21 protein-coding genes are annotated in these 23,032 nt (G+C 43.0%); 8 read left to right on the forward strand and 13 right to left on the reverse strand.

The annotated features are described in order from the left end of the window. Positions 1-232: 232 nt before the first annotated feature. The 13 genes from LHW48_04375 to LHW48_04435 form a co-directional block, all read right to left on the reverse strand. Positions 233-1,072, reverse strand: a complete 840-nt coding sequence (locus tag LHW48_04375; protein MCB5259696.1) for a hypothetical protein — start codon at positions 1,070-1,072, stop codon at positions 233-235. Positions 1,073-1,085: 13 nt separating this feature from the next. Beyond that, positions 1,086-2,432, reverse strand: a complete 1,347-nt coding sequence (locus tag LHW48_04380) for an SH3 domain-containing protein (protein MCB5259697.1) — start codon at positions 2,430-2,432, stop codon at positions 1,086-1,088. A gap of 8 nt (positions 2,433-2,440) precedes the next feature. Then, positions 2,441-3,556, reverse strand: a complete 1,116-nt coding sequence (gene tgt / locus LHW48_04385) for a tRNA guanosine(34) transglycosylase Tgt (GenBank protein MCB5259698.1) — start codon at positions 3,554-3,556, stop codon at positions 2,441-2,443. A 1-nt stretch (position 3,557) separates the two neighbouring features. After that, the gene (gene rseP / locus LHW48_04390; protein MCB5259699.1) at positions 3,558-4,856 is read right to left on the reverse strand and encodes an RIP metalloprotease RseP; all 1,299 of its coding nucleotides are present in this window, start codon (positions 4,854-4,856) and stop codon (positions 3,558-3,560) included. 8 nt (positions 4,857-4,864) lie between these two features. After that, on the reverse strand, positions 4,865-5,590 hold the full coding sequence (locus LHW48_04395; GenBank protein MCB5259700.1) for a cobalamin-dependent protein: 726 nt from the start codon (positions 5,588-5,590) through the stop codon (positions 4,865-4,867). Next, positions 5,587-7,143, reverse strand: a complete 1,557-nt coding sequence (locus tag LHW48_04400) for a lysine 5,6-aminomutase subunit alpha (GenBank protein ID MCB5259701.1) — start codon at positions 7,141-7,143, stop codon at positions 5,587-5,589. Before LHW48_04400 ends, LHW48_04395 begins: the two co-directional genes overlap by 4 nt. 600 nt (positions 7,144-7,743) lie before the next feature. Further along, entirely contained in the window at positions 7,744-8,691 is a 948-nt protein-coding gene (locus tag LHW48_04405) for an SPFH/Band 7/PHB domain protein (protein MCB5259702.1), read from the reverse strand. A gap of 190 nt (positions 8,692-8,881) precedes the next feature. Next, a complete protein-coding gene (locus LHW48_04410) occupies positions 8,882-10,321 on the reverse strand; it encodes a TldD/PmbA family protein (GenBank protein ID MCB5259703.1) in 1,440 nt (479 codons plus the stop codon). 9 nt (positions 10,322-10,330) lie between these two features. Then, complete coding sequence (locus tag LHW48_04415) at positions 10,331-11,659, reverse strand: TldD/PmbA family protein (GenBank protein ID MCB5259704.1); 1,329 nt, start codon at positions 11,657-11,659, stop codon at positions 10,331-10,333. Positions 11,660-11,681: 22 nt separating this feature from the next. Beyond that, complete coding sequence (locus LHW48_04420; protein ID MCB5259705.1) at positions 11,682-12,941, reverse strand: amidohydrolase family protein; 1,260 nt, start codon at positions 12,939-12,941, stop codon at positions 11,682-11,684. Between the two features lies 1 nt (position 12,942). Then, positions 12,943-13,707, reverse strand: a complete 765-nt coding sequence (locus LHW48_04425) for an enoyl-ACP reductase (GenBank protein MCB5259706.1) — start codon at positions 13,705-13,707, stop codon at positions 12,943-12,945. Between the two features lie 3 nt (positions 13,708-13,710). Further along, positions 13,711-14,577: a hypothetical protein gene (locus LHW48_04430; protein MCB5259707.1), complete on the reverse strand. Its 867-nt coding sequence runs from the start codon at positions 14,575-14,577 to the stop codon at positions 13,711-13,713. Continuing rightward, positions 14,567-15,655: an MlaD family protein gene (locus tag LHW48_04435; protein MCB5259708.1), complete on the reverse strand. Its 1,089-nt coding sequence runs from the start codon at positions 15,653-15,655 to the stop codon at positions 14,567-14,569. Before LHW48_04435 ends, LHW48_04430 begins: the two co-directional genes overlap by 11 nt. Positions 15,656-16,208: 553 nt before the next feature. Here LHW48_04435 and rpmF point away from each other — a divergent pair. The 8 genes from rpmF to rnc all read left to right on the forward strand — a co-directional run bounded on the left by rpmF (position 16,209) and on the right by rnc (position 22,676). Beyond that, on the forward strand, positions 16,209-16,388 hold the full coding sequence (gene rpmF / locus LHW48_04440) for a 50S ribosomal protein L32 (GenBank protein ID MCB5259709.1): 180 nt from the start codon (positions 16,209-16,211) through the stop codon (positions 16,386-16,388). Positions 16,389-16,390: 2 nt separating this feature from the next. Beyond that, positions 16,391-17,386, forward strand: coding sequence for a phosphate acyltransferase PlsX (gene plsX / locus LHW48_04445; GenBank protein ID MCB5259710.1), 996 nt, complete (start codon positions 16,391-16,393; stop codon positions 17,384-17,386). After that, a complete protein-coding gene (locus LHW48_04450; protein ID MCB5259711.1) occupies positions 17,386-18,378 on the forward strand; it encodes a ketoacyl-ACP synthase III in 993 nt (330 codons plus the stop codon). The genes plsX and LHW48_04450 overlap by 1 nt, the downstream gene beginning before the upstream one ends. Before the next feature lie 9 nt (positions 18,379-18,387). Continuing rightward, on the forward strand, positions 18,388-19,320 hold the full coding sequence (fabD, locus tag LHW48_04455) for an ACP S-malonyltransferase (protein ID MCB5259712.1): 933 nt from the start codon (positions 18,388-18,390) through the stop codon (positions 19,318-19,320). 45 nt (positions 19,321-19,365) lie between these two features. Then, positions 19,366-20,112, forward strand: coding sequence for a 3-oxoacyl-[acyl-carrier-protein] reductase (fabG, locus tag LHW48_04460; GenBank protein MCB5259713.1), 747 nt, complete (start codon positions 19,366-19,368; stop codon positions 20,110-20,112). A 76-nt stretch (positions 20,113-20,188) separates the two neighbouring features. Beyond that, positions 20,189-20,422, forward strand: a complete 234-nt coding sequence (locus LHW48_04465; GenBank protein MCB5259714.1) for an acyl carrier protein — start codon at positions 20,189-20,191, stop codon at positions 20,420-20,422. Positions 20,423-20,586: 164 nt separating this feature from the next. Beyond that, positions 20,587-21,831: a beta-ketoacyl-ACP synthase II gene (fabF, locus tag LHW48_04470; GenBank protein ID MCB5259715.1), complete on the forward strand. Its 1,245-nt coding sequence runs from the start codon at positions 20,587-20,589 to the stop codon at positions 21,829-21,831. Positions 21,832-21,908: 77 nt separating this feature from the next. Next, a complete protein-coding gene (gene rnc, locus LHW48_04475) occupies positions 21,909-22,676 on the forward strand; it encodes a ribonuclease III (protein ID MCB5259716.1) in 768 nt (255 codons plus the stop codon). The last annotated feature ends 356 nt before the right edge of the window (positions 22,677-23,032 follow it).

The raw sequence follows: 23,032 nt of genomic DNA on the forward strand, positions 1-23,032 counted from the left end.
AAGCTGAGATTGTCTTGTATTTACAGGAGTATCTCAGCTTGAACTATACGTAATCTATGCTTAATACATGGGGAGACAAAAGGGTGCGAATCCATTGGTGATTCTATTGCTTATAATCTCAGATGAGCTGGAAAACAGTCTTGAAAAGATACAATTATACTCTGTTAAGCCATGAATGCCGTTTCGGATAGATTAGTGGTATTTTACTTATCAGGTTATCTGAGCGGTTTGACTATTTGTAGTAGTAAAGAATCTGAGGGCTTTCCATTGCTGCCTCGCTTAAACAAAAGTATCCTTTGCCGCTGGCATCAAAGCAGATTGCTTCTCCTTGCGGTTCAACCTGATAAGGCATGTTTCTGCCCTGCCCTGTCAATGTATGCAAGATGCTTCGGCAACGTTTGAAGCGGACAATTCCCGCATAAGTTTTAACCAGTATGTACTTGCCATTAGGTGAGATATCGGCTGCTGTAACCCAGTTTAGTTGCATTTGCCCCAGCCTTTCGGCTATAAGGATTTCAGTACTTTTTTGCGGATAGGCTAACCGATATATTCCCACTTGTTCTTCACGTTTTGAAATGATATATATATCACCACTTTGGGGCTCTACAAAAAAGGCTTCGGCATCTCGCGGACCATCCTCATACACAAAGTCTATTTTCTCAATATCCTTTACAATAAGGAGGCTATCTGTCAGCTCCGGCTCGGGAAACTTATAGAAAGAAAGTTGCTTGTAGCGTGCATTATTATCGCCAATCTCACCTATAAAGATATAGGGAATTTGAGTTTTAGGATCGTTCCAAGTGGCAATTTCTTCCCAGTCTCTATTATTAATGCCGTCCAAACTAATCTCTGCAACCAATCTACCCCTTGTGTCTATTGCAAATACAGACGCCTCGCCACCGGAATCGTTGTGGCTGAAAAGCACTTGATTGTTTCGCAAAGACCTGACAATACCCGAAGCCTCTGGCAGACGGTCTGTTTCAAGGTTGAAGCTTTTTGGGGCTTTAGCAAATAAGAGAGCAGAATATACGGTGATAACCAGTATAATCAAAACAAATATTCGTTTTATCATGGTGTTTCCTTTTTCATTCATAGTAGATTGCACCCAAACCTGTAAGGCGTAACAACAGAGATTTGCGCTTGCTGCCATCACCTAAACTGAGATCACTTACTATAGATTTTGCCGGAGCTATTACTTCATCTTCGGCATCTCTAACCGGTCTACGAATGCCCCAAAGTGAATGCAAAGCATAACTCTTGGCATCCACTGAGCCTAAATATAGCATGATGTGCCCAGGCATACGCAAAACGGTTTGAGCGGGCAGCGCTTTTTGGGCAATAATGGTTTCTCGTATTTCGGGATTATCGCCTTCAGCAAACTCATAAAGACTATTACACGCTTTGTACTGGGCACCTCCATTACGCGGAAGATAGATGCCAAAACACTGAAAAAGCTGCTTGATAAATCCAGAACAATCATACTCGGCATTCAGATCTCCCCATCCATAAGGAGCATTAAGCGTAGAAAACGCCAATTCATAAACATTGCGGGCATTGAAGGGAAGAAAGCCATGATGTACATCGTGGCTGGCGATGTATGCACTATTGCCATTGGGAAGCAAAACTTCGCACAAATCACCATGCACAGAAAGCAGAGGAAGCTTATTGCCCAGTCTGATAAGCCCATAATAATCTCGGCAGGAAGAATCCAAATACAAATCACTTTTGTCACAAATGCTTACAACGAAATCTGAAGCCTGTATATACTGTAGCCAAGCAATCCGGTCAACGAAGACAAGGTCATCACGCCAAAACCATCCTGAAGAAGCTCTTCCTGCCCCAAAGACCCATTCACCATCCTCAGATTCGTGATATATCACAATGGGCTCAGCAATGTCGAACCCGCTATTTTGTAGGCAATCGAATTCCAAATCGAGTGCTTGCTCGGTAATGATTTCGGCACAAGGTATTAGTCTTTGATTTGTAAAGCGAATGGCTAAGGCAAAACGGCAATTATTTATAGCTTTAATGGCGGATATATCGCACAAATTGCGTATCCTCTGCCAAAAAGACTTATCTGTGGGGCTTCCATCCTGTCTGAATTTGCCACTCGCTTTTGCCATGTTAAAGCAGTCGGTAATGTTGCGTTTCAGATTTTGGGAACGGATAATTGGGGAGCTTTGCTCAATCTGTCCGATATCGCCCTTACGCTGGATTTGTCTGTTGAACTCATCTATCTGCACTGCATCCATGAATAGAGAATCGGGATTGGGGTGCAAACTGATCCAGAATCCCGGACGTCGCATATCGGCAGAGACTAAAGGCGGGTGCTCTCTAAATGCACGATAGTGTGGTTCTTGTGGTGCTTGAGCCGATACTGCTTTAGGCATCAAGATAAACACAAGAACAAGGATCCACAACATTTTACTCATAAGATTGCTCAATCGACTATGCGGTCTAATACTGGCAACATCTCATCTAAAAACTTGGTAAACCGATTCTCGAAGATAGCGATTCTTGCCATACTCATCAATTCTTGGTAGAAATGTAAACTATGGATGGTGGCAAGCCTCATCCCCAAAATCTCATTCATAGTGATGAGATGACGAATGTATGCCCTGCTGAAATGAGTACAGGCATAACAGGTACATTCAGGATCAATTGGGCTAAAATCCTCTTTATAACGCGCAGCTTTGATGATCATTTTACCATGCCGAGTGAATATTGAACCCTTGCGGGCATTGCGGGTGGGCATTACGCAATCGAACATATCCACTCCCCTGGCTATGTTGTTCAATAAGTCACTTGGTGTACCCACTCCCATCAAGTAGCGTGGTTTATCTTTAGGCAAAATGTCGTTGAGGAACTCTGTGATGCGAAACATATCTGCCTTTTGCTCACCAACGGCTAGCCCGCCAATTGAGTAACCTGGAAAGTCTAGCTCCATCAAAGCAAGAGCAGAATTTTCACGTAGGTCACTATAGATCCCGCCTTGAACGATGCCAAACAATGCTTGGTTATGGTGGTTTTTGTGGGCTTTTAAGCCCCGTTCTGCCCATTTTATTGTGGTTTTAAGCGATTTTTCCACATACTCCCGGGTTGCGGGATAAGGCGGGCATTCATCAAAACTCATGATGATATCTGCACCCAATGCCTCTTGTATCTCCATCACAGATTCGGGGGTAAAATAATGTAAAGAACCGTCTATGTGTGAGCGAAACTTAACTCCATCTTTGGTAATCTTGCGCAAGGCTGCCAGACTCATCACCTGAAATCCTCCGCTATCGGTAAGCATCGGGCGTTGCCAATTGATGAATTTATGCAGTCCCCCTGCTTTTCTTATCAATTCATGCCCAGGTCGCATATAGAGGTGGTAAGTGTTACCTAAAATGATTTGTGCATCGGTATCCATCAGTTCCTGCGGACTCATCGCTTTCACGGTTCCTAAGGTTCCTACCGGCATAAATACAGGTGTTAAGATCTCTCCGTGATTAGTATTAATCACACCTGCTCTCGCCTTGCCTGCGGTGGCTTGTAATGTAAAGCTAAACGGCATGCTACCTCGTATAGATAAAGCGTAACAGCAATTTTGAGATATCAGAATAGAAGGCGTATAACATCAGGAAAATGAGGAGAGCAAAGCCCACTCTTTGTGATATTTCTTGCACCTTCAGCGGTACAGGCTTTCCCAAAAATCCTTCGATAATAGCAAACAGGATTTGCCCTCCATCAAGGATTGGGATGGGTAGCAGGTTCATTACCATAAGGATAAGGCTGATGGAGCCAAAAAACAGAATGAGACTGCTGACACCCCTTTTCCCCATTTCACTGCTCATTGAAGCCATCATTACGGGTCCACCCACACTACTTTTAAGCTGAGAAGGGTTCTTGATGAGATTAAATAATGCTCCATAATTCATAAACACAAAATTAATCGAGGACACCGTGCCTAGCCTAACTGCCTCTACTGGGCTATATTGAAGGTTTTCTGTAATAGGCATGTATTGACTAATGCCAATCATGCGCCCTTGCCCTACGGCAATGTTCTTTTCCAGCCTAATTTTACGCTCAAATACCTGATCTTCGCGTGCAATGAGCAGATTCACCTCATCATCGGGGGAATTTATAATGCGCCTTCGCATATCGTACCAATCTACTACGGCCACGCTATCTACCATCGCGATTCTATCCATAGGTTTGAGGCCTGCTCTCCATGCCGGAAGTCCTGAAAACACTTCTCCAATAACTGCCGTTACTCTAGGAATGAGGCTGCGCATAAGTGAATCCTTTTGTGTAGGAGATATCTTGAGCTCCAATACCTCGTTATCTCTTATATACGTAATTATCGGTTCTTCAACAGATGCAACTTCTATAAGGAAGCGGTTGAATCCACCTACCGGCTTGTTATTCACTGCCAGTAGCGAATCCCCCGGGGCAAAATGCTCTTCCCACATTCCCTCAGCAGAAGATATCACCGGCGATAGGTCTTCCAGTTTTTGCGGAAAGCTAAAGGCCAGGATAAACAGCAGCATGCCCAAAATGAGATTAGCAAAAGGACCTGCAAACACTATCAATATACGCTGCCACCATTTTTTGTGGCTAAACAACTCATCCTCATCTTGAATAGAAGTGTCTTGTGCTGGATTTTCGCCTTTCATTTTTACATATCCGCCTAAGGGTATCCATGAGATACGATATTGAATACCTTTTCTTTCAAAAGAGGCAATTGGTGCACCAAATCCAATAGAGAACTTTTCGATTCCTACCTTAAAAGCCCTAGCAACCAAGAAATGCCCCAATTCATGAATGGTTATCATTATCCCTAAGGCAATCAACATGAACAATAAAGATAACATCTTGCCTACTATTTACTTAAGGTAATAGCGATGTAAGACGCTACATCTGTGGCATAGCTGCCGGAACCAAATCCTGCATCGTAGCCCAATTCTATTGCCAGTTCGTGAGTGATACGTGGTCCCCCGCAAATAAACAGCATCTTGTCTCTCAAGCCTTCAGCCTCCGCCAGCTCGATAAGGCGAGTTAAGTTCTTGATATGAATATTCTTCTGGGTAACTACTTGCGAAACAAGTACCACATCCGCATTTAGCTCACGCGCCTTGGCAAGAAGCTCTTCACTGGGAACTTGAGCACCCATATTGATTGCATTGAAGCATTGATACCGTTCCAGACCATACCGGTGGTTGTAGCCCTTCATATTCATAATGGCGTCTATACCCACAGTATGGGCATCACTTTCGATACAAGCCCCAACAACTGTGATGGTTCTACTCAGATGTTCAGCCACAAATTCATCGGTGGCGTCCATGTCCATTACCGGAGTTTCCACTACTTTCACCTTGATCTTGGAAGTATCCACGCCGGCTCTGGTTGTAGCATAGGCGATGAAATGAGTAAATCCTTCGCCCAGATCCCTCATACACGTTATTTCCGCATCATCAAAGTCCATAGAAAGAATCAGCACTCGTGCTGCTTCTTTGCCATGGGCATCGGCATTTACTGGCAAAGCAAAAGAAAGCTGTACCTTACCATCATTAAGGGTATCGCCATAAGGTTTTACGATGTGTTTCATAGTCCCAGTTCCTTTTTCATTTTATCCATAAAGGGATTGAAGTACTCCGGATCTCTTTCAAACACGCCGGAAAGCCCTTTCCCTCCGTTTTCAGGACGCTTGATTTCAGCAAATTCGCCTGTTGTCATAGCTTGATATAAGCCTTCTTCAGCAACTTTTTCGAGAAACTCTGTAGCTTGTCTCAATACCAGATTGGCACGCTTATTAACAAAACTTTCCGGACTTAACTGGATATTTGCCCCCAGATCTTTAACTGCTTTAAACAGATATTGGGCGTTTTCTATAGCCAAAGACCTATCTACAAGATGCGGTGTATGGATTGCTTCAGTCATCATGCCCAAAAGTTGTACTCCTTGTCCGGTAAGCTGTCCGATAAAATTGAACATAGCATCCATCAGGTGGGTCTTGAATATATTCCCACTGGCGAATTTTGTGGGCGGCATATATTTAACTGGTGCATCTGGAAACAGCTCACGAGCCAGCATTGCATGAGCCAATTCGTACATAAAGCTATTTTCAAGCTCAGGATCAATCTCGTGAGCATGCCCCAATCCCATTTTCTCGGGCTTAATTCCGCTCATTAGGGCAAAGCTTTCATTTAAAAGCTGTGATGCCGTTACCGTATATGCCTTTTCCACGGCATCCGAAGTAGTAAGATAGTTATCTTCTCCGGTTTGGATCTCAATTCCAGCATAGGCGTTTATCATGCGGGCAAAATACTGATCCAACAAGGTACGCTTAGGATTGATATCCCTAAAGAGTATGCCATACATGGCATCATTCAGCATCAGATCCAGCCTTTCAATGGCTCCCATCGCTGCAATTTCCGGCATACAAAGTCCGGATGCATAATTTGTAAGACAGATATAGCGTCCCAATTCTTCCGATACCTCATCCAGAGCTTTACGCATTATGCGGAAATTCTCCTGAGTGGCATAGGTTCCCCCAAAGCCAACAGTGGTAGCACCATAAGGAACATAATCCAATAGGGATTGGGCAGTTGAACGAATCACGGCGATAATATCTGCACCTTCTCGTGCCGCTGCTTTTGCTTGTGTAACGTCTTCATAGATATTGCCGGTAGCTACAATTACATAGATAGCGGGTTTATTTCGCTCACCATATTTGGCAAAAAGCGTATCTCTGCGTGCTCTTTGAGTAGCAATGTGTTGCAACATCGCATCTGAAAGTTTATCCAGAATAGGGTAAATTTCTTTTGCTGAAGCCATTGGTAAGGCAGTAAGATCTAGCTCCCCCAAAGCAACCGCTTCTGCAACTTCCTGTGCGCCTAAAGATTTGTGGTGCATAGCATTTGCTACCCATACGGCAGCTCCCTTGCTAAGGGCACCAAAACTTTGCAAAGAATCTACAAGCACATTGGGTAATGGTTTGCCGTCTTCCGTAGCGCCGTCGATACCCATAAAACGCAGCACGGTACGCTCTATAGTAACAGAGCTGTGGCTGGCAAATAACCGACTAAAATCTCCGGTAATATGCTTGGCAGCCAAGCGAGCCCGGCTAAGTAAATCGATATCAAGTTCAAGTTTAAGCATTTACACTCCAAATTTATGATAATTCTCTATTAACGAGGATTTTTCGGACTCTGTTTTGGTCAAGGAAAAAGCAAAGAGCACCCAGTATCAGGGATAAAGCCAAAAACTATTGTTTCCATACCCACTCACCACTCTATTTCTTTGTAATGCTGGTCACATCAATTTATCTGGTAAAGCCATCTATGCCCCCATGGCATCAAGTATGTATTAGCCTAGTTTTATCCTGAGATTCTCCCGCAGATACTGGATAATAGTAACGTGAAGCATTTCTAATCCTTCCTTTAAGCAGTAGGATCGGATAGGCTTAATTGGCACGATGAAAAAGACCGTTGAATCATCTGGGCATGGGGCGGAGCCCAATACTACACGTGTGATGGTGGGCATAGCTACGATCAAAAAAGCCCACCAAACCTATATCTCGTGCATAAATAATCTGCAATACATGGATGTGCAGCGCTCTCTGACAGTACAAATTATTGTCTGTGGTACCGCTCTATGTCCATGATAAAAAGGCTTTTGAGTATCTCCGGGGCAGGGCTGTCTGAAACATCAAAAAAAAGGGGATGGATTTTACTCCACCCCATCTATCCTTAATATCAATTATCCTTCTTTACCAAAGAGATTTGCCATCGTTTTTACTGAACCCAAAAGGGCAGAAGATTCATAGGGCAACACAACGGTTTTATCTCCCTTCTGTACCAATCCTTCAAAGGCAGTAATATACTTTAGGGCAATTTGATATTGAGCGGGATCGGCACCGCAATCCTTAAGGGCTTCGGCTACGAGTAAGATGGACTTGCGTTCGGCGTCTGCTACCAGAAGTCTGGATTGGGCTTCACCATCGGCACGAGCAATTTTAGCTTGTCTTTCACCTTCTGCTACGCGGATCTGGTATTCCTTTTCGCCATCGGCAGTAAGAATTTTTGCACGTTTATCGCGTTCTGCCCGCATTTGTTTTTCCATAGCGTTGCGAATCTCTTCCGGAGGTTGAATCTCTTGCAGTTCCACGCGGTTTACCTTAACGCCCCATTTATCGGTAGCTTCATCGAGAATATTGCGCAATTTGGAGTTAACTGAATCACGCGAGGTAAAAGTTAGATCCAGAGTTAGCTCGCCAATCACGTTACGTAGCGAGGTCTGAGTAAGCTTTTCGATGGCTTCCGGCAGGTTTCCAATCTCATAAACTGCTTTGTAAGGATCGGTGATCTGGAAATATAGCAAAGCATTGATATTCATAGAGACGTTATCCGAAGTAATCACATTCTGTCGGGGAAAGTCATAAACGTTTTCTCGCAAATCGATGCGGTTTTCAACTCTTTGCGCCACTACTACATTCCCTCGATAATCGGTCTTGTTATAACGCCAATGGATAGGACGCATTTTGTCGAAGATGGGAACTACTATATGCAAGCCGCTGGGAAGAGTTTTGTAGTACTTGCCGAGACGTTCAATAATAACAACTTCCGCCTGACGCACCACGATGATGCCACGGGCTATAAAAATAACCACAAAAATGGCAAACACTATTACAAGGTATAAGGATATCATCTCTACCTCCATATCTCATTTGATTTTAGCAACATTATGCGGGGCTTGATATATGGCAAGGAAAATATTGCCATCTAACCCTTGAGCTTGTATCCTAAATCCAACACCGAGCTGAAATGTAACGCTTAAGCTATTGCTTTAAGTTGGTTTAGCTATATCGATAAAGAAGCAGTATTTTAGGGTTACAAAGCTACATCTTTACGCTTACATTTATTTGTTTGAATCTTGCGGGAGCCACTCCATGAGAGAGACGCATGATCTGTCCCGGTTCTCCTTTGCCACAATGGAAAGTAGAGTGAAATGCCCATTCTTCTTCGCCGCAGATGGCATCGCAGGCATTCCAGAATTGCGGAGTGATTCCAAAGTATGTTGGTTCTTTTACAATTCCAATAATTTCGCCATTTTTAATCTTGTAGCCAATCTCTGTGGTGAACTGGAAATTGTTACGATTGTCGTCTATACTCCAGGTCTTCGTAAAGTCCAGATAGTAGCCATGTTCTGTGTTTTGTATCAGATCATTCAGGTTACCCTTTCCAGGAGCAATACAGAGATTAGTCATCCGCACCAAAGGGAAGTCGTCGGCAAAAGCAGCCTTCATGTTTGAAGAAGGTTGCAAGCCCAGTTTATGAGCTATATGACGAGAGCTTTGCTGATCTCTGAGGATGCCATCTTTAATGATGTCAACTTTTTTCCCTGGCACCCCTTCATCATCCAGAGGATGATAACCCATGCCACGAGGATCGGTACTATCGCTGTAGATATTAAGAATATCCGAGCCATATTTAAAAATCCCCAGCATCGAAGGCTTAACAAAGGTTTTGCCCGCATACGAGATTTCCTGGCCAAAAATGCGGTCAGCTTCGGTGGCATGCCCAACAGATTCATGTAATTGTAGTGCCAAATGCCCGCCGCCAATAATAATATCAGCCCTATCTTCCGTAATTACCGGAGCGGTTAACAGGTCTATGGCTTCTTTTTTGATGCGTTCTGTGTTCTGCATGAATTTTTGATCATTAAACAGTTCAAATCCTGCTCTGCCAGCACTCATATGACCCGGCCAGGTGCGTGATTGAATCTGCCCGCCATCAGCTGCGATCACATCCATTACAGGTAAAGTATTAATAACTTTAGTATGACTGTAGCTGCCTTCCGTATTGGCATAGTACTTTTCTTGACATTCGAACTCTGCGGAAACATAAGAATGAACTATTTTCCCTTGGGGTTTAATGGCATCAGCAAGCTTTTGTAAGAAGTCTATTTTTTCCTGCTTGGGCATTTTGAAGGGATCTATCTGCGGTTGATGGAAGTACTCTGCGATTGTGGGCATCAATGCGGGAAAGGATACTCTTTCTTTTAGAAATTTAGCACCTTGCGTAGCATTAAGTTTGGCTCTTTTAATCATATTTTCAATTGAGCGCTCGCTAAGATCACGCGAGCCCGCAAAACCAAAACAGCCATCCATCAGGACTCTTATACCCAGTGCGGGAGATTCTTTCGAACTGCTATAATTGCGTAAGTTGCCATTAATAAAAGTAATATCTTCAAAATCCGTAAAAGTGATACGAACATCCGCATAAGTAATATCCGGGCTTTGCAATTTGGCGATGATGTTTTTTATCTTTTGTTCCATAACGAAATCCTAAATAGTTTTGGTGGAAGAACTTATATTGAAGCTCGACAATTTTGCATGGGGAGCTTTCGAAGTACTTATCGAAAAGCTGCCATAATTATCGGAAAAGGGGATGGTGTAAGCTTCTTGTTCCAGCTCGGTCACGTTTTCCAGAATGCGTGATATGCGCTCCGTGAAGCGCAGATTGTTCACCACAGCAGTAATTTTGCCATTCTCAATCAAGAAAGTGCCATCTCTGGTAAGTCCCGTGAGTGAGGTTTCCCGTGGATTTATGAAGTTCATATAGTGCAAACTTGAGATGTATAAACCTTTCTTTAGCGAAGCAATCATATTTTCCAAACTGCTTTTCCCGGTAGCAATCTTGAGACAAGATGCTTCGTTCCCATTCTTGGGTAGTCCCAGCTTATGATGGTAGTATTGATTGCAGAGGAAGGCTTTAAATACTCCATTTTTAATAAGCGGAAGGCTTTTGTAGATGTGCCCCGATGAGCTATAATCCTTTCCAATCATTTCGGTATCTGTGGGATCATCGGTAATGCTAATAGCTGCAGGGAACACCTGTTGTCCCAATTTATCCTCAAAATAACTGCTGTGTTGATCCAAAGCATGGGCGCTCATGCCATAACTGAGATAATGACAAAATTCCGCCAGGCAGCGAGGCGCTAAAATTACCTCGTATTCTCCGGGCTCAACGTCGATCACCGGATTTGAGGCATGCACTATTTTGTCTATTAGTCGAGCACGGAACTTCTCCAGATCAAAAAGGATAAAATCTTCACCACCAAAAGTTTCTAACACAGTAACCTGATTCTTGGTATGCACGGCCTTCACCTCTAAATAGATGGGAGACTGAGTAGAAGATTTGTCTACTTCATTACTGTTGATGATGCGATTTTGGATGTAATTGCAAATAAAGGTGCCAAACAGCTCAAAATCATACTCTGCTGCACTTTTAGCCAGAGAGCCCAAGATGCTAGTTTTCTGCTCCAGACTGATCGCTTTGATGTTGTTTGTTATGTTGCGCAAGGGAGCGAGGGTTTTGTCATCCTCCACATCCACAAAGTCTGGGTCTTCCGGCAGAGAATCGATGATTGACAAAGCCTCAGAAAGAGCTGTATCAATCTTTGCTGGATCCGGGCTGTCGATTTCAAAGCTATATTGCCTTTTCCCTTTATGCAAAGAGCAACCTATGCTTTGGGTATTTTTGCTAATATTGTAATTGGTTTGACTATGGTAAAAGCGCAGGAAATCCGTCTCCCAATCCGATTGCTCAATTTCATACTTCAATTCGGGATGCTTTTCCAGGGCTGCTTTGAGGTAAAGCAGGTTTTTGTACATAATATTGTATCCTTGTTTGTTATTATATCCAGGTGCTGTTGTTATGGCGGCGTTTGGGTGATTTTGAGCGTGCTATAAACTCACCCTTGGGAGATGGTTTGGAAGACTGGAGCTGCCCTTTTAGCCAGACTTGTTCAAAGGCTCCGGCAAGCTCAATTGGCGTGCCGTTGGGGCTGGCAATACTAGTAGTAAGATTGGGATTATAGATCACAAAATCCGCATCTGATCCAGCGTTCAAACAACCTTTTTGAGGATAGATTCCCAAGCGTTTTGCGGGATTCTCACTCAACATTTTTAGGCATGTAGCAAGCGGGACCTTACGTTTTTTCCACAATTCTGAAAGCACCCACAAATAGCTATATTCCATCTGTTCAACTGGATTACCCCTAAATAGTTCGTCGGGGAAGTTCTCATTCCCAGGACAGTTTGACAGCATGTATATTTTGTTAGTGCGCAGCAGATCAAAGATTTCATTCTGAAAATCGGCAAAATCTGTCTGCCATCGCACCGGAAAAGCTTGAGGTTCTAAAAGGTGCATTAAATCTGTCATATTCAGGGCAAAAGATATATCGCTACGTTTTGAGATTGAATTTATAAACTCGATAATTTGAAATGAACTAACGCGGGGAATGTGAATAGGGTTTTCCTGCATTCTCCGCAATACCTTTTTGATCCCATCCATCTGTGAGGAGTAAGAATATTCCGAATATGAATCTACGTCAAAACCTTGAAAGGCAAACTCTGTATCGCTTTCGTAGATATCCATAAAAAGATCCATTATCTCGGTAAAGCTCATGGCGTTAATGGCATCATTGGGTGAGGGTGTCATTAGCAGAATGCCAACGACGCCTTTAGCCCAAAGCTCCTGAGCAGATTCTGCATAGTAAGGATAGTCGTTTACATCCACATGAGCCCAAAAAGCCATGTCCGTATAGATTACGCCTTTGAGTTTTTTTATGAGATCTTTCAGGTTATAAGTTTCAAAGATAGGCTCCTCAGTGTGGTAACTCATTTCCGCCAAAGTTGTCCATCCGCCTTTAATAGCAGCCTTCCCAGCAAGTGTAAGCTTATCTTTCATAGACTTTTTACTATCGATAATATGGCTGTGAGCCTCAACCGCTCCAGGCAAGAGGATTTTCCCTTTGAGGTCTATTATTTCGGGCTCTTCTTCGCTTACAATCTCATCGGCAGAAATCTTGATTATTGACCTATCGAAAAGAACGTTTACTTTCTTTAAAGCGGCAGATGAAGTGGGCAGGGAGGCATTTGTAAATAGTTTCATACTAATATGCCATAATCGAGCTTCCCGCATCCACAAAGACAATGTCTCCGGTTACTCCGGAAGCCAAATCTGAAAGCAGATACAGGGCTGTTTTAGCAATATCCTCCAGTTCAATATTACGGGAGAGGGGGGCTGTTTTTTCGATACGTTTTTGCATCTGAGATACTCCGCCAATCGCCGATGAAGACAAGGTTCTGATGGGTCCTGCCGAAATGGCATTAATGCGGATGCCTTTTTCTCCCAGACTATGGGCAAGATAGCGCACAGTAGATTCTAAGGCAGCCTTAGCTACCCCCATAACTCCATAGTTTGGAACTACCTTTTGTGCGCCGTAATAAGATAAGGTAATTATTGAAGAGCCTGGATTCATCAATATTTCCGCTTCTCTTGCCACAGCAGTAAGCGAATATACCGATATATCCATTGCCGTTAGAAAGCCATGCCGACTGATATGGTGAAATGGAATATTCAGATCGCTGGAAGGAGCATAGGCAACGCTATGTACCACATAATCCAATCCATCCCAAACCTCGGCTAATAGGCTCATCATGTTTTTGATATCATTGTCTTTACTGAGATCACATTCATACACCAAATCCACGCCTAATTCTTCGGCAATGGGGTGTACTCTTTTTGCTAATGCATGTCCGGCATAGCCGATAGCTATTTCGACCCCTTCTTCTTTAAGCTTTTTGGCTATTCCGTAAGCAATGCTGTGTTTATTTGCAATTCCCAAAACCAGGGCTTTTTTACCTTTCATATTCATTACTTATTCTCCTTTGAGCCTCTTAAGTGCCGCCTCTGTTTTAAGCAGCATTTCGGTGTTTTCAAAGCGAGTAAATATTCCTTGAGCGCGTATGTAATCCGCTTTGGCTTCGTCTCGCTGGCGATTATTCTCCAATATATTGGCACGCAACCAATAATCATAACCCAAAGCAGGGAAGTTTTCGTATCTCGAATCCAAATCTTCAGCTTCAGATATTAGTTTTTCTGCTTCAGGATATTCTTTTAAAACAAAGCTGTGATATGCCAACGCATAAAGGGCAGCAGATAACACTGTGGGATTTGCATACACATCTTTTCTGATTGTGCCTCGATATCTTCTGCTCAGGCGCTCAAGATCTTTGGCAGAACTGCTGATAAAACCTGGATTTAAGTATGTATCGGCTTGCACGGCATAGGTTAGAATCTGGATGCGGTTATGGATGTCGTAATCGTAAGAATCGTTGGCTAATTCTTTAATCTTTGCGTAGTTCTCGTTGCTGTTATAAATATACAAATCCAAGAGTAACGGCACATACGCAGCCTCCGGATCCCCATGCTTGATTAGAGCCTCTAATTCTTCTCGAAACCTATGATAAGATTCTTCATTGTTATTGGCGTATGCTGCTCTGGCTAAGCCCGCCAAGGCATAGGCAGAGCCACGTAAATCTCCAAAACTGCGATATTGATTCAAAGCCGATTGATATGTTTGCCGACTATCTCCAAACCGATGTTGAGATTCTAGCGTTTGTGCCAAGCGCAAGGTTGCATCGGCGGCGGCCTTTGCTGGAGCCTGAACAACTTTGGGAGGACGCGAGCAAGCACTCACAATAAGCAAAAATAGTGCTAAGCCACAAACAATATTAGTTTTCACTCGGCACCTCGCCAATTCTACCCTCTGGGGAAAATGCGCGAATTTTTGAGGGAGTTATCCCTTTGCGTAGAAGCGGATTGTTATTCAAAGCTTCAAGAGTTTTGTTTGCCTTCTCCAATACCTCATTCAGATTGTTTATCATTAATAATAATTCTGGATTGGAGCGGGAAAGGCTACCCAAGATCTTTTCTGTCTCCTGCAATGAACCACTAAGAGCATACAGCGATGAGCTGAGAGGAGCTATCAACACATCTCCTTGGGGATCAAGCATCTTAAGAATTAAACTATCGGGATTAGCATAATTTGAGGCAGCAAGATTGGCTGTGGAAATCAGTTGCTCGATAGCTGCCGTTTGCCCAGAGATACTTTCACTTATATCGGCAATATTGTTTACAATGCGCAGTACCACTCCAGCATCTGGATTGTGATCACTATTTAGGTTTGCCGTAATCTTGTTCAATTCACGCAAATTCTGATTTAGCAAATCTAACGTAATATCAGCTTTTTCCGCCGCATTAGCCGCATTTACCAATATTCTCATCAAGACGCCTTTATCGGCATTATCGTCTTTGTTGATCTCGGTTGTAAGCAACCCGATGTTTTCCACAATCATCGCTATGGGATCACTACTTTTGGGCGAAAGTACCTTTAGTAACGACCTTCCTTCCGGAAAATCAGTTGAAGGAATATAGCCTCCTTCTTCCAATAAACTGGTTTCTGATTGTGAGCGAACATACTCTAAAGAGGTCTTATTGGCAATAGGAATCGTGGTGCGATAGATCACGCTGGATTCTACCATGAGATGGCGATAGCGTTTTAGAACATAAAAATCCACTTCAATTTTACCGTCATCACTAAGCTCAAACCGATCCACGCGGCCTATCTCGAAACCCTTAAACAATACAGGGGTCTGCGCAGATACACCTATGGCATTTTCCAGATCGGTGCGAAAATGAAAGCGCTTTTCGAACATATTCTGCCGAATCGCAATAGATACGACGGTTAAGATTAGCACCACCACCGGTATGATGATGAAAGCAAGGACTATCTTTCGAGTGTGTTTTAGCTTATAATTCATACTTTTTCCCAAACGAGTATATTCTTTTATACGGGCTCAATTTTGTCAAGAAAGACTTTGGCGACACACCATCTTAGTTATTGATAATTATTCTACCCTCACACCCAATCCATTCTCTCTTGCCCTGCTCTATTTCTCCTCATTTCGCCCTCATCGCATGAGGAGATAATGAGGGAAAATTGAGTAAAAACAATGGGCATGGCATCTCATGAAACGGGTTAGATAGAAGTTTGCAGCATATAAGTGGAAAGCCGAGAAATAGATTCTGAGCATATTATGAAAGCAGAAATTCCCTAAAATGCTTGACCGTAAAGCGAATTTTTTATCGAAAGGATCAAATTCCATTTGCGGCAAGCGCTACTGTAACTAACTGTATTAGAGGCTATTAATTCAAGATGTAAACTATTTTGATTGACAAAAAGAGCTTGTTTTAAGTTCATGTTCAGATTGACATAAAGTTGAAAAGAGAGTTGATTCCTGATTTGTGTGTTTAGCAGTTACAAGTCATTATTGAATCAGGTTCATTATTTTATTAGCCAAAAGGAGAAATAAAATGGCAGTACCGAAGAGAAAGACTTCAAAAATCCGCAGAGATAAGCGTAGAACGCATGATGCCTTAAGAGCACCGAGCTTTAGCACTTGTCAGAAATGTGGGGAGCCTACTCGTTCTCACCATGTGTGTGATAACTGCGGCACCTACAGTGGTAAGCAAATTTTAGCTGTTAAGGAATAGATTTGCGCGTTGCGCTTGATGCTTTTGGTAGCGATGCGGCACCACTTCCTGAAATTGAGGGTGCCGTTCTTGCCATCAGAGAAGAATTATGCCAGGAGATAATACTGGTTGGAGATAAGCAGATAATATCTCATGAACTTAGCAAATACTACTACGATTCTGCCCGCATCAAAATTGAACATGCATCCGAAACGATTGCCATGGGAGACAGTGCTGCTGCATCTGTGCGCAGTAAGCGCGATTCATCTCTGGTGCGCACTATTGCTTTGCACAAATCCGGCGATGCAGATGTAGCAATTTCGGCAGGAAATACCGGTGCCATGATGAGTGCCTCGCTGCTTACTTTGGGCAGAATGAAGAACGTGTTAAGGCCGGCAATTGCTGGAGTATTCCCCACTCAAAAGGGACATGAAATCATTTTGGATATTGGCGCTAATGTAGATTGTGACGCACAAAATCTTATGCAATTTGCCATCATGGGATCCAAATATTTCGAATACTTCTTTAAAGTGCCCAAGCCACGAGTAAGCCTGCTAAACATAGGAGAAGAGAGCGCTAAGGGAAACCAATTATCCAAAGAAGCACATCGCTTAATGGCAGAGAGTAAGGATATATTTTTTGAGGGTAATATCGAAGGGAAAGATGTACTCTCCGGCATTACAGACGTGATAGTATGCGATGGTTTTGTGGGTAATGTAATGCTAAAAACCATTGAAGGAGTCGGGTTTTCTATCTTTCAAATCCTAAAGGAACAGATCAACAAAGATTGGGTTGCCAAATTGGGAGCGATCCTCTCCTACCCTGTTTATAGCTATATCAAAAGAAAGCTGGATCACACCGAATACGGCGGAGCCTTGTTGGTGGGATTAAACGGGATCTCAGTTGTGTCGCATGGACGCAGTAATGCCAAGGCGATGAAAAATGCGATTCGCTTCGGAGCACGCATAGCCGAATCTGGTTTTGTGGAAAACACAAGAGACTATTTTGAGAGGTTGTAATGGGAAACTACTACGCAAAATTCTCGAGCTTTGGGAGCTTTGCTCCAGCTAAGATTCTTACAAACAAAGATCTTGAAAAAATGGTGGAAACATCCGATGAATGGATCCGTACACGCACCGGTATGGTGGAACGCCATATCGCAAGCTCGGAAGAAGCTGCCAGCGATCTTGCCTACCAAGCAGCAATTAATGCCATTGAAGCTTCTAAGGTGAAATATAAAGAGATTGATGCCATTATCGTTGCCACGATATCTGGAGACCATCCCTTCCCTTCAACGGCCTGTGTATTGCAAAAAAGACTTGGTTTGAAAGGTATTCCTGCCTTTGATGTATCCGCTGGTTGTACCGGCTTTATCTATGCTTGTGATGTTGCTCGCCAATATATTGAAAATGGGGCTGCAACGAATATTCTGGTGCTTGGCGTAGAAATTCTAACCAAAATCACTAATTGGACCGATCGCAATACTTGTGTGCTGTTTGGTGATGCCGCTGGGGCAGCCATCGTATCTAGGGCTAAGCCCACAGATATTTCCCGCATAATCGATAGCAAAATAGATGCAGATGGCTCTCAAGGTGAATATCTGATCCAGCTTGCCGGTGGATCTCGCTTGCCCGCCAGCCATGAAACCGTAGATGCCAATCAACATACAGTCTATATGGAAGGAAACCGCATCTTTAAGAGTGCCGTAAAATCGATGTACGCTGCTTCGGATGAATTGCTGAAACGCAATCATCTTAGTAGTGGAGATTTGGATTGGGTTATTCCTCATCAAGCTAATTTGCGCATCATTGAGGCTTTAGCCGACAAAATGAAGGTTCCAATAAATAAAGTTATCGTGAACATCCATAAGTATGGAAACACCTCATCTGCCACTGTTCCGCTGGCTATTGATGAAGCCATACGGGCAAAAAAGATTCGTCGCGGAGATATCATGCTGCTTACATCATTTGGAGCAGGTCTCACTTGGGGTAGCATTTTAGCCAGATATTAGGAATCAATTATGAAAACAGCCTTTGTATTTCCTGGTCAGGGCGCCCAATATGTGGGCATGGCTACAGATTTTATAAGCGAAAACCATAGCTTGCTCAATATATTGCAAGATTTTGACAACTCCCATGATACCGAACTTGCCAAAGTAATGAGCCAAGGTCCAGAAGAATTATTGAAACAAACGCATCTCACTCAGCCTGCAATTCTGTTTCATAGTGTTTGTGCCTGGCACGAATTCCAAAAGGAATTTGATATTTGTGCCGATTTTGTGGCTGGGCATTCCTTAGGCGAATTCACAGCGTTAGTCGCTTCCGGCATTCTAAGTATTAAAGATGCCATGCACATTGTTCACAAGCGGGGAGAATTCATGATCAAAGCCGTTGGTGATATCCCCTTTGCCATGGCTGCAATAATCGGATTAGATCCGGCTACAGTAAACGAGATTTGCATGGAAGCAAATGCCACCGGTTTGGTGCAAGCAGTTAACTATAATACCCCTATTCAAACTGTTATCTCTGGAGCCGCAAGCGGAGTGAACAAAGCAAGTGAACTGGCGAAAGCAAAAGGTGCCAAGCGAGTATTACCACTTGTAGTTGGAGGTCCATTCCATACCCCCCTAATCGCAAAAGCCAGTGAATGGCTAACTGCGGAAATGGCAAAATTTACTTTTAAAAACGGCAAAATTCCGGTGGTATCAAATTTGGATGCCGTGGCATCTACAGATGGTGATACTGCCCGCCAAAAACTGGGTAACCAGATTGTTTCTCCTGTTCGCTGGGTAGATTCCGTTAGATACATGGTAAATGCCGGAGTAACTCGCTTTATAGAGTTCGGACCTCAAAAAGTTCTGAGCGGCATGATAAAGAACATTGACAAAGAAGTAACAGTATATTCAGTTGATCGCAAAGTGGATATTGTTGAATTAAAGCAAGTTATAAAATGAATAAGATTCAATCCACTCAGCTATCTTAATAATAAGGAATATGTAATGTACGATTTTTCGAATACCGTTATACTCATAACCGGAGGTGCTCGAGGCATAGGTTTTGCTATTGCAGAGCGTTTTGCCAAAGCAAAGGGGAAAGTAATAATAATAGATCTCGCCCCAGAAGCGGTACAAGAAGCTGTCCGACGGATAAAGGAGACTGGATGCGAAGCATTTGGTTATGTAGGTAACGTTACCGATGCTGAGGGCATGGAGGCTCTTTTTAAACAGGTTTCTCAGGATCACGCAAGAATAGACGTACTAATAAACAATGCTGGTATAACGCGAGATAACTTGGTATTAAGGATGAAAGAAGAAGAGTGGCAATTGGTAATGGACATCAACCTTAAGGGTGCCTTTATCTGCACTCAGAAAGCATTTAAGTATATGATGAAAGCACGCAGAGGCAGCATTGTGAATATCGCCAGCGTGATTGGAATTATGGGCAATGCGGGTCAGTCTAACTATGCTGCATCCAAGGGTGGATTAATAGCTTTTACCAAAAGCTGTGCTAAGGAATTTGCCTCAAGAAATGTGAGGGTAAATGCTGTAGCCCCAGGTTTTATAGAAACAGAGATGACTGCCAGCCTTAGCGATGAAGTGCGAGCAGAATATGGCAAGGCAATTCCACTGGGTAAAATGGGCACTCCGCAAGATGTAGCCAGAGTATGTATGTTTCTGGCGGCAGAAGATAGTAATTATATTACTGGGCAAACGATAGCAGTAGACGGTGGCTTAACCATGCACTAAATACGGGTAAAACCAATTAGCAAGTTTTGTACTGCAAGAGAAAGAAATAAATCTCTTCAATAACATAGGAGGAACAATGGATATTGAAGCAAAAGTAAAACAGATCGTAATGGACAAATTGGGAGTAGAAGAATCCCAAATCGTTCCTGAAGCAAATTTCATCGAAGATCTTCGTGCCGACTCATTGGATACCGTTGAGCTGGTAATGGCTTTTGAAGATGAATTTGGTCTGACCATTCCTGATGAAGATCAGGATAAACTTCGTACCGTTGGCCAAGCCATCGATTATCTCAAAGAGAAACTGGGATAATCGAGCACATCCCGGGAATCAATCCTGATAGCATTGATATCAGGATTGGTTCCACTTTTTTTTGAAGTTTCGCCTTGGTCTGAAACCTCACCATGCTGAAGATTCAGGCAAATGTGGCGCAATAAAACCGGATATCCGGTATAAGTAGATTTATAGAGGAATATATGCAAAAGAGAAGAGTAGTTATAACTGGAATCGGAGCTATTACCCCCGTTGGTCATAATGTAACACAAACGTGGCACAGTCTCATTGGAGGAGTGAATGGCGTTGGTTTGATTAGCCGTTTTGATACAGACAACCTCCCGGTTAGAATTGCAGCAGAAATAAAGAACTACAAACCCGAAGAGCATTTTGAAGCCAAGGAAGCCAGAAAACTAGATTTATATACTCAATTTGCTTTAATTGCTGCCCGCGAAGCAGTAAAAGATGCAGATTTAAAACCAGGCAACTACGATCCTGATCGTACCGGAGTAATCACTGGAGCTGGAATAGGTGGCATACTTACTTTTGAGGAAGAGTGTGTTAAGTGTCATACTCTGGGACCCCGTCGCATAAGCCCCTTCTTTATTCCCAAAATGATTGGCAATATCGCTGCTGCGCATATTAGTATAGAGCATAATTTTAAAGGCATCAACTTTAATGTGATGAGTGCTTGTGCCAGTGCCAATCATGCTTTGGGTACCGCCTTGCGCTCCATCCAATATGGGGATGCGGATATCGTAATTTCGGGGGGTACCGAAGCAGCTGTAACGCCATTGGCAGTAGGTGGATTTTCCTCTATGCGTGCCCTATCTACTCGCAATGACGATCCTCAAACCGCCTCCCGTCCCTTCGATAAAGAGCGTGATGGATTTGTGATGAGTGAAGGTGCGGCAATATTAGTATTGGAAGAACTGGAACACGCCAAAGCCCGCGGTGCCAAAATTTATGCCGAACTCGCAGGTTATGGCGCATCTGGAGACGCCTTCCACATTACCGCTCCAACTGAAGATGGCGAAGGTAGTGCCAGAGCAATATTGATGGCGATCGAAGATGCCGGACTTAAGCCCGAGGATATAGACTATATAAATGCACATGGTACCTCAACCCCTCTTAATGACAAAGGTGAAACGCAATCTATAAAAACCGCTTTTGGCAGCCGTGCTTATAAGATAAAAATAAACTCTACCAAATCTATGGTGGGACACATGTTGGGTGCAGCCGCCGGTATAGAAGCCATTGTATGCGTTAAAAGCATCGAAAACGGCATCATCCATCCTACAATGAACCTAAGCAATCCAGATCCAGATTGTGATTTGGATTATACCGTAGGTAACGCAACAAAACAAGTAGTAAATGCAGCTCTTTCGAACTCGTTAGGATTTGGGGGGCATAACAGCGCAGTAATAATAACTCGCTATAGTGATTAGCTAATATAATTGTAAAGCCTTTTCTTTTGAACATTTCGGAGGAAAGGCTTTATTTAAACAAAAAAATGAGTCAACCATTGAAAAAAATAATCTCTCAAATTCTGGATTATTTTAGCGGCAAACGCATGCCGGAAAGCTATCCCAAATGGGAAAAAAGCTTAAGTTATCTGCAAAAACGAATGGATTACACCTTTAAGGACAGTACTTTACTAAAAGCTGCCTTAACCCATAAATCTTACCTTAGAAAACACTTTAACGACCATAAAATGCCCTCTCCTTTCGAACGCATGGAGTTTTTGGGCGATAGTATTTTGGGGTTTGTGGTATCTAAAGAACTCTTTGCCAAACATCCCAACGAGCAAGAAGGTAAGCTTTCCAAGCTTAAATCTAAAATTGTTTCCGAAACATATCTTACTCTTAAGGCAAACACTTTGGAATTGGGCAGATATTTGCTGTTAAGCCCTGAAGAAGCAGCCTCTGGAGGAGCCGAAAAACCCTCAATTCTATCCGATAGCGTTGAAGCACTGATCTGCGCCATTTATTTGGATAGCAGCATCGCCGCCGCCGCTCGCTTTATCAAGAATCATATTCTTGTGGATTATGAGGAAACTGTAACCCGTGATGAGCTGGTAAATTACAAATCAATTTTGCAAGAGTATTTACAGGGTAGAAACCAAGAACCTCCCAAATATGTTACTATAAGTGAGGATGGACCAGAGCATCAGAAAGTATTTACCGTGGAAGTGCGATTGGGCAACAAACTGAGTTGCCTTGGGAAAGGTAATACCAAAAAAACCGCCCATCAAGAAGCAGCTCGTGTGGCGTGTCAGAAACTGGGTATCTGATAGTAATGTAGATGCAATAGTTCCGCCTATCGAATTATGGTAAGATAGCATAATAAAAACAACATCCAGACAAGCATTCTTCTTTGCCAATGCGCCTGAGCATTGGGGATGGTATTTCCACTCAGAGACCGTTGCTCATCCATATTTAGCAGATTTTTGCACGAAACAACAGCATTGTGTGCTTTTTTTATCGCCTTTCCACCATTTTAGTATGAGACCTACCCCATGCTCCTATTAATCAACGGTATTACTCCTATTGCCTTAAGCTGTTCTTACCCAGTATTCAAGTAGAGATTATCTTATGTCGAGGGAGTATCTCGGGAGTAAGCATAGCTAATCCTTACCTAAAGCATAAG

This window comes from Candidatus Cloacimonadota bacterium (assembly GCA_020532355.1).
Taxonomy (GTDB): Bacteria; Cloacimonadota; Cloacimonadia; order Cloacimonadales; family Cloacimonadaceae; genus UBA5456.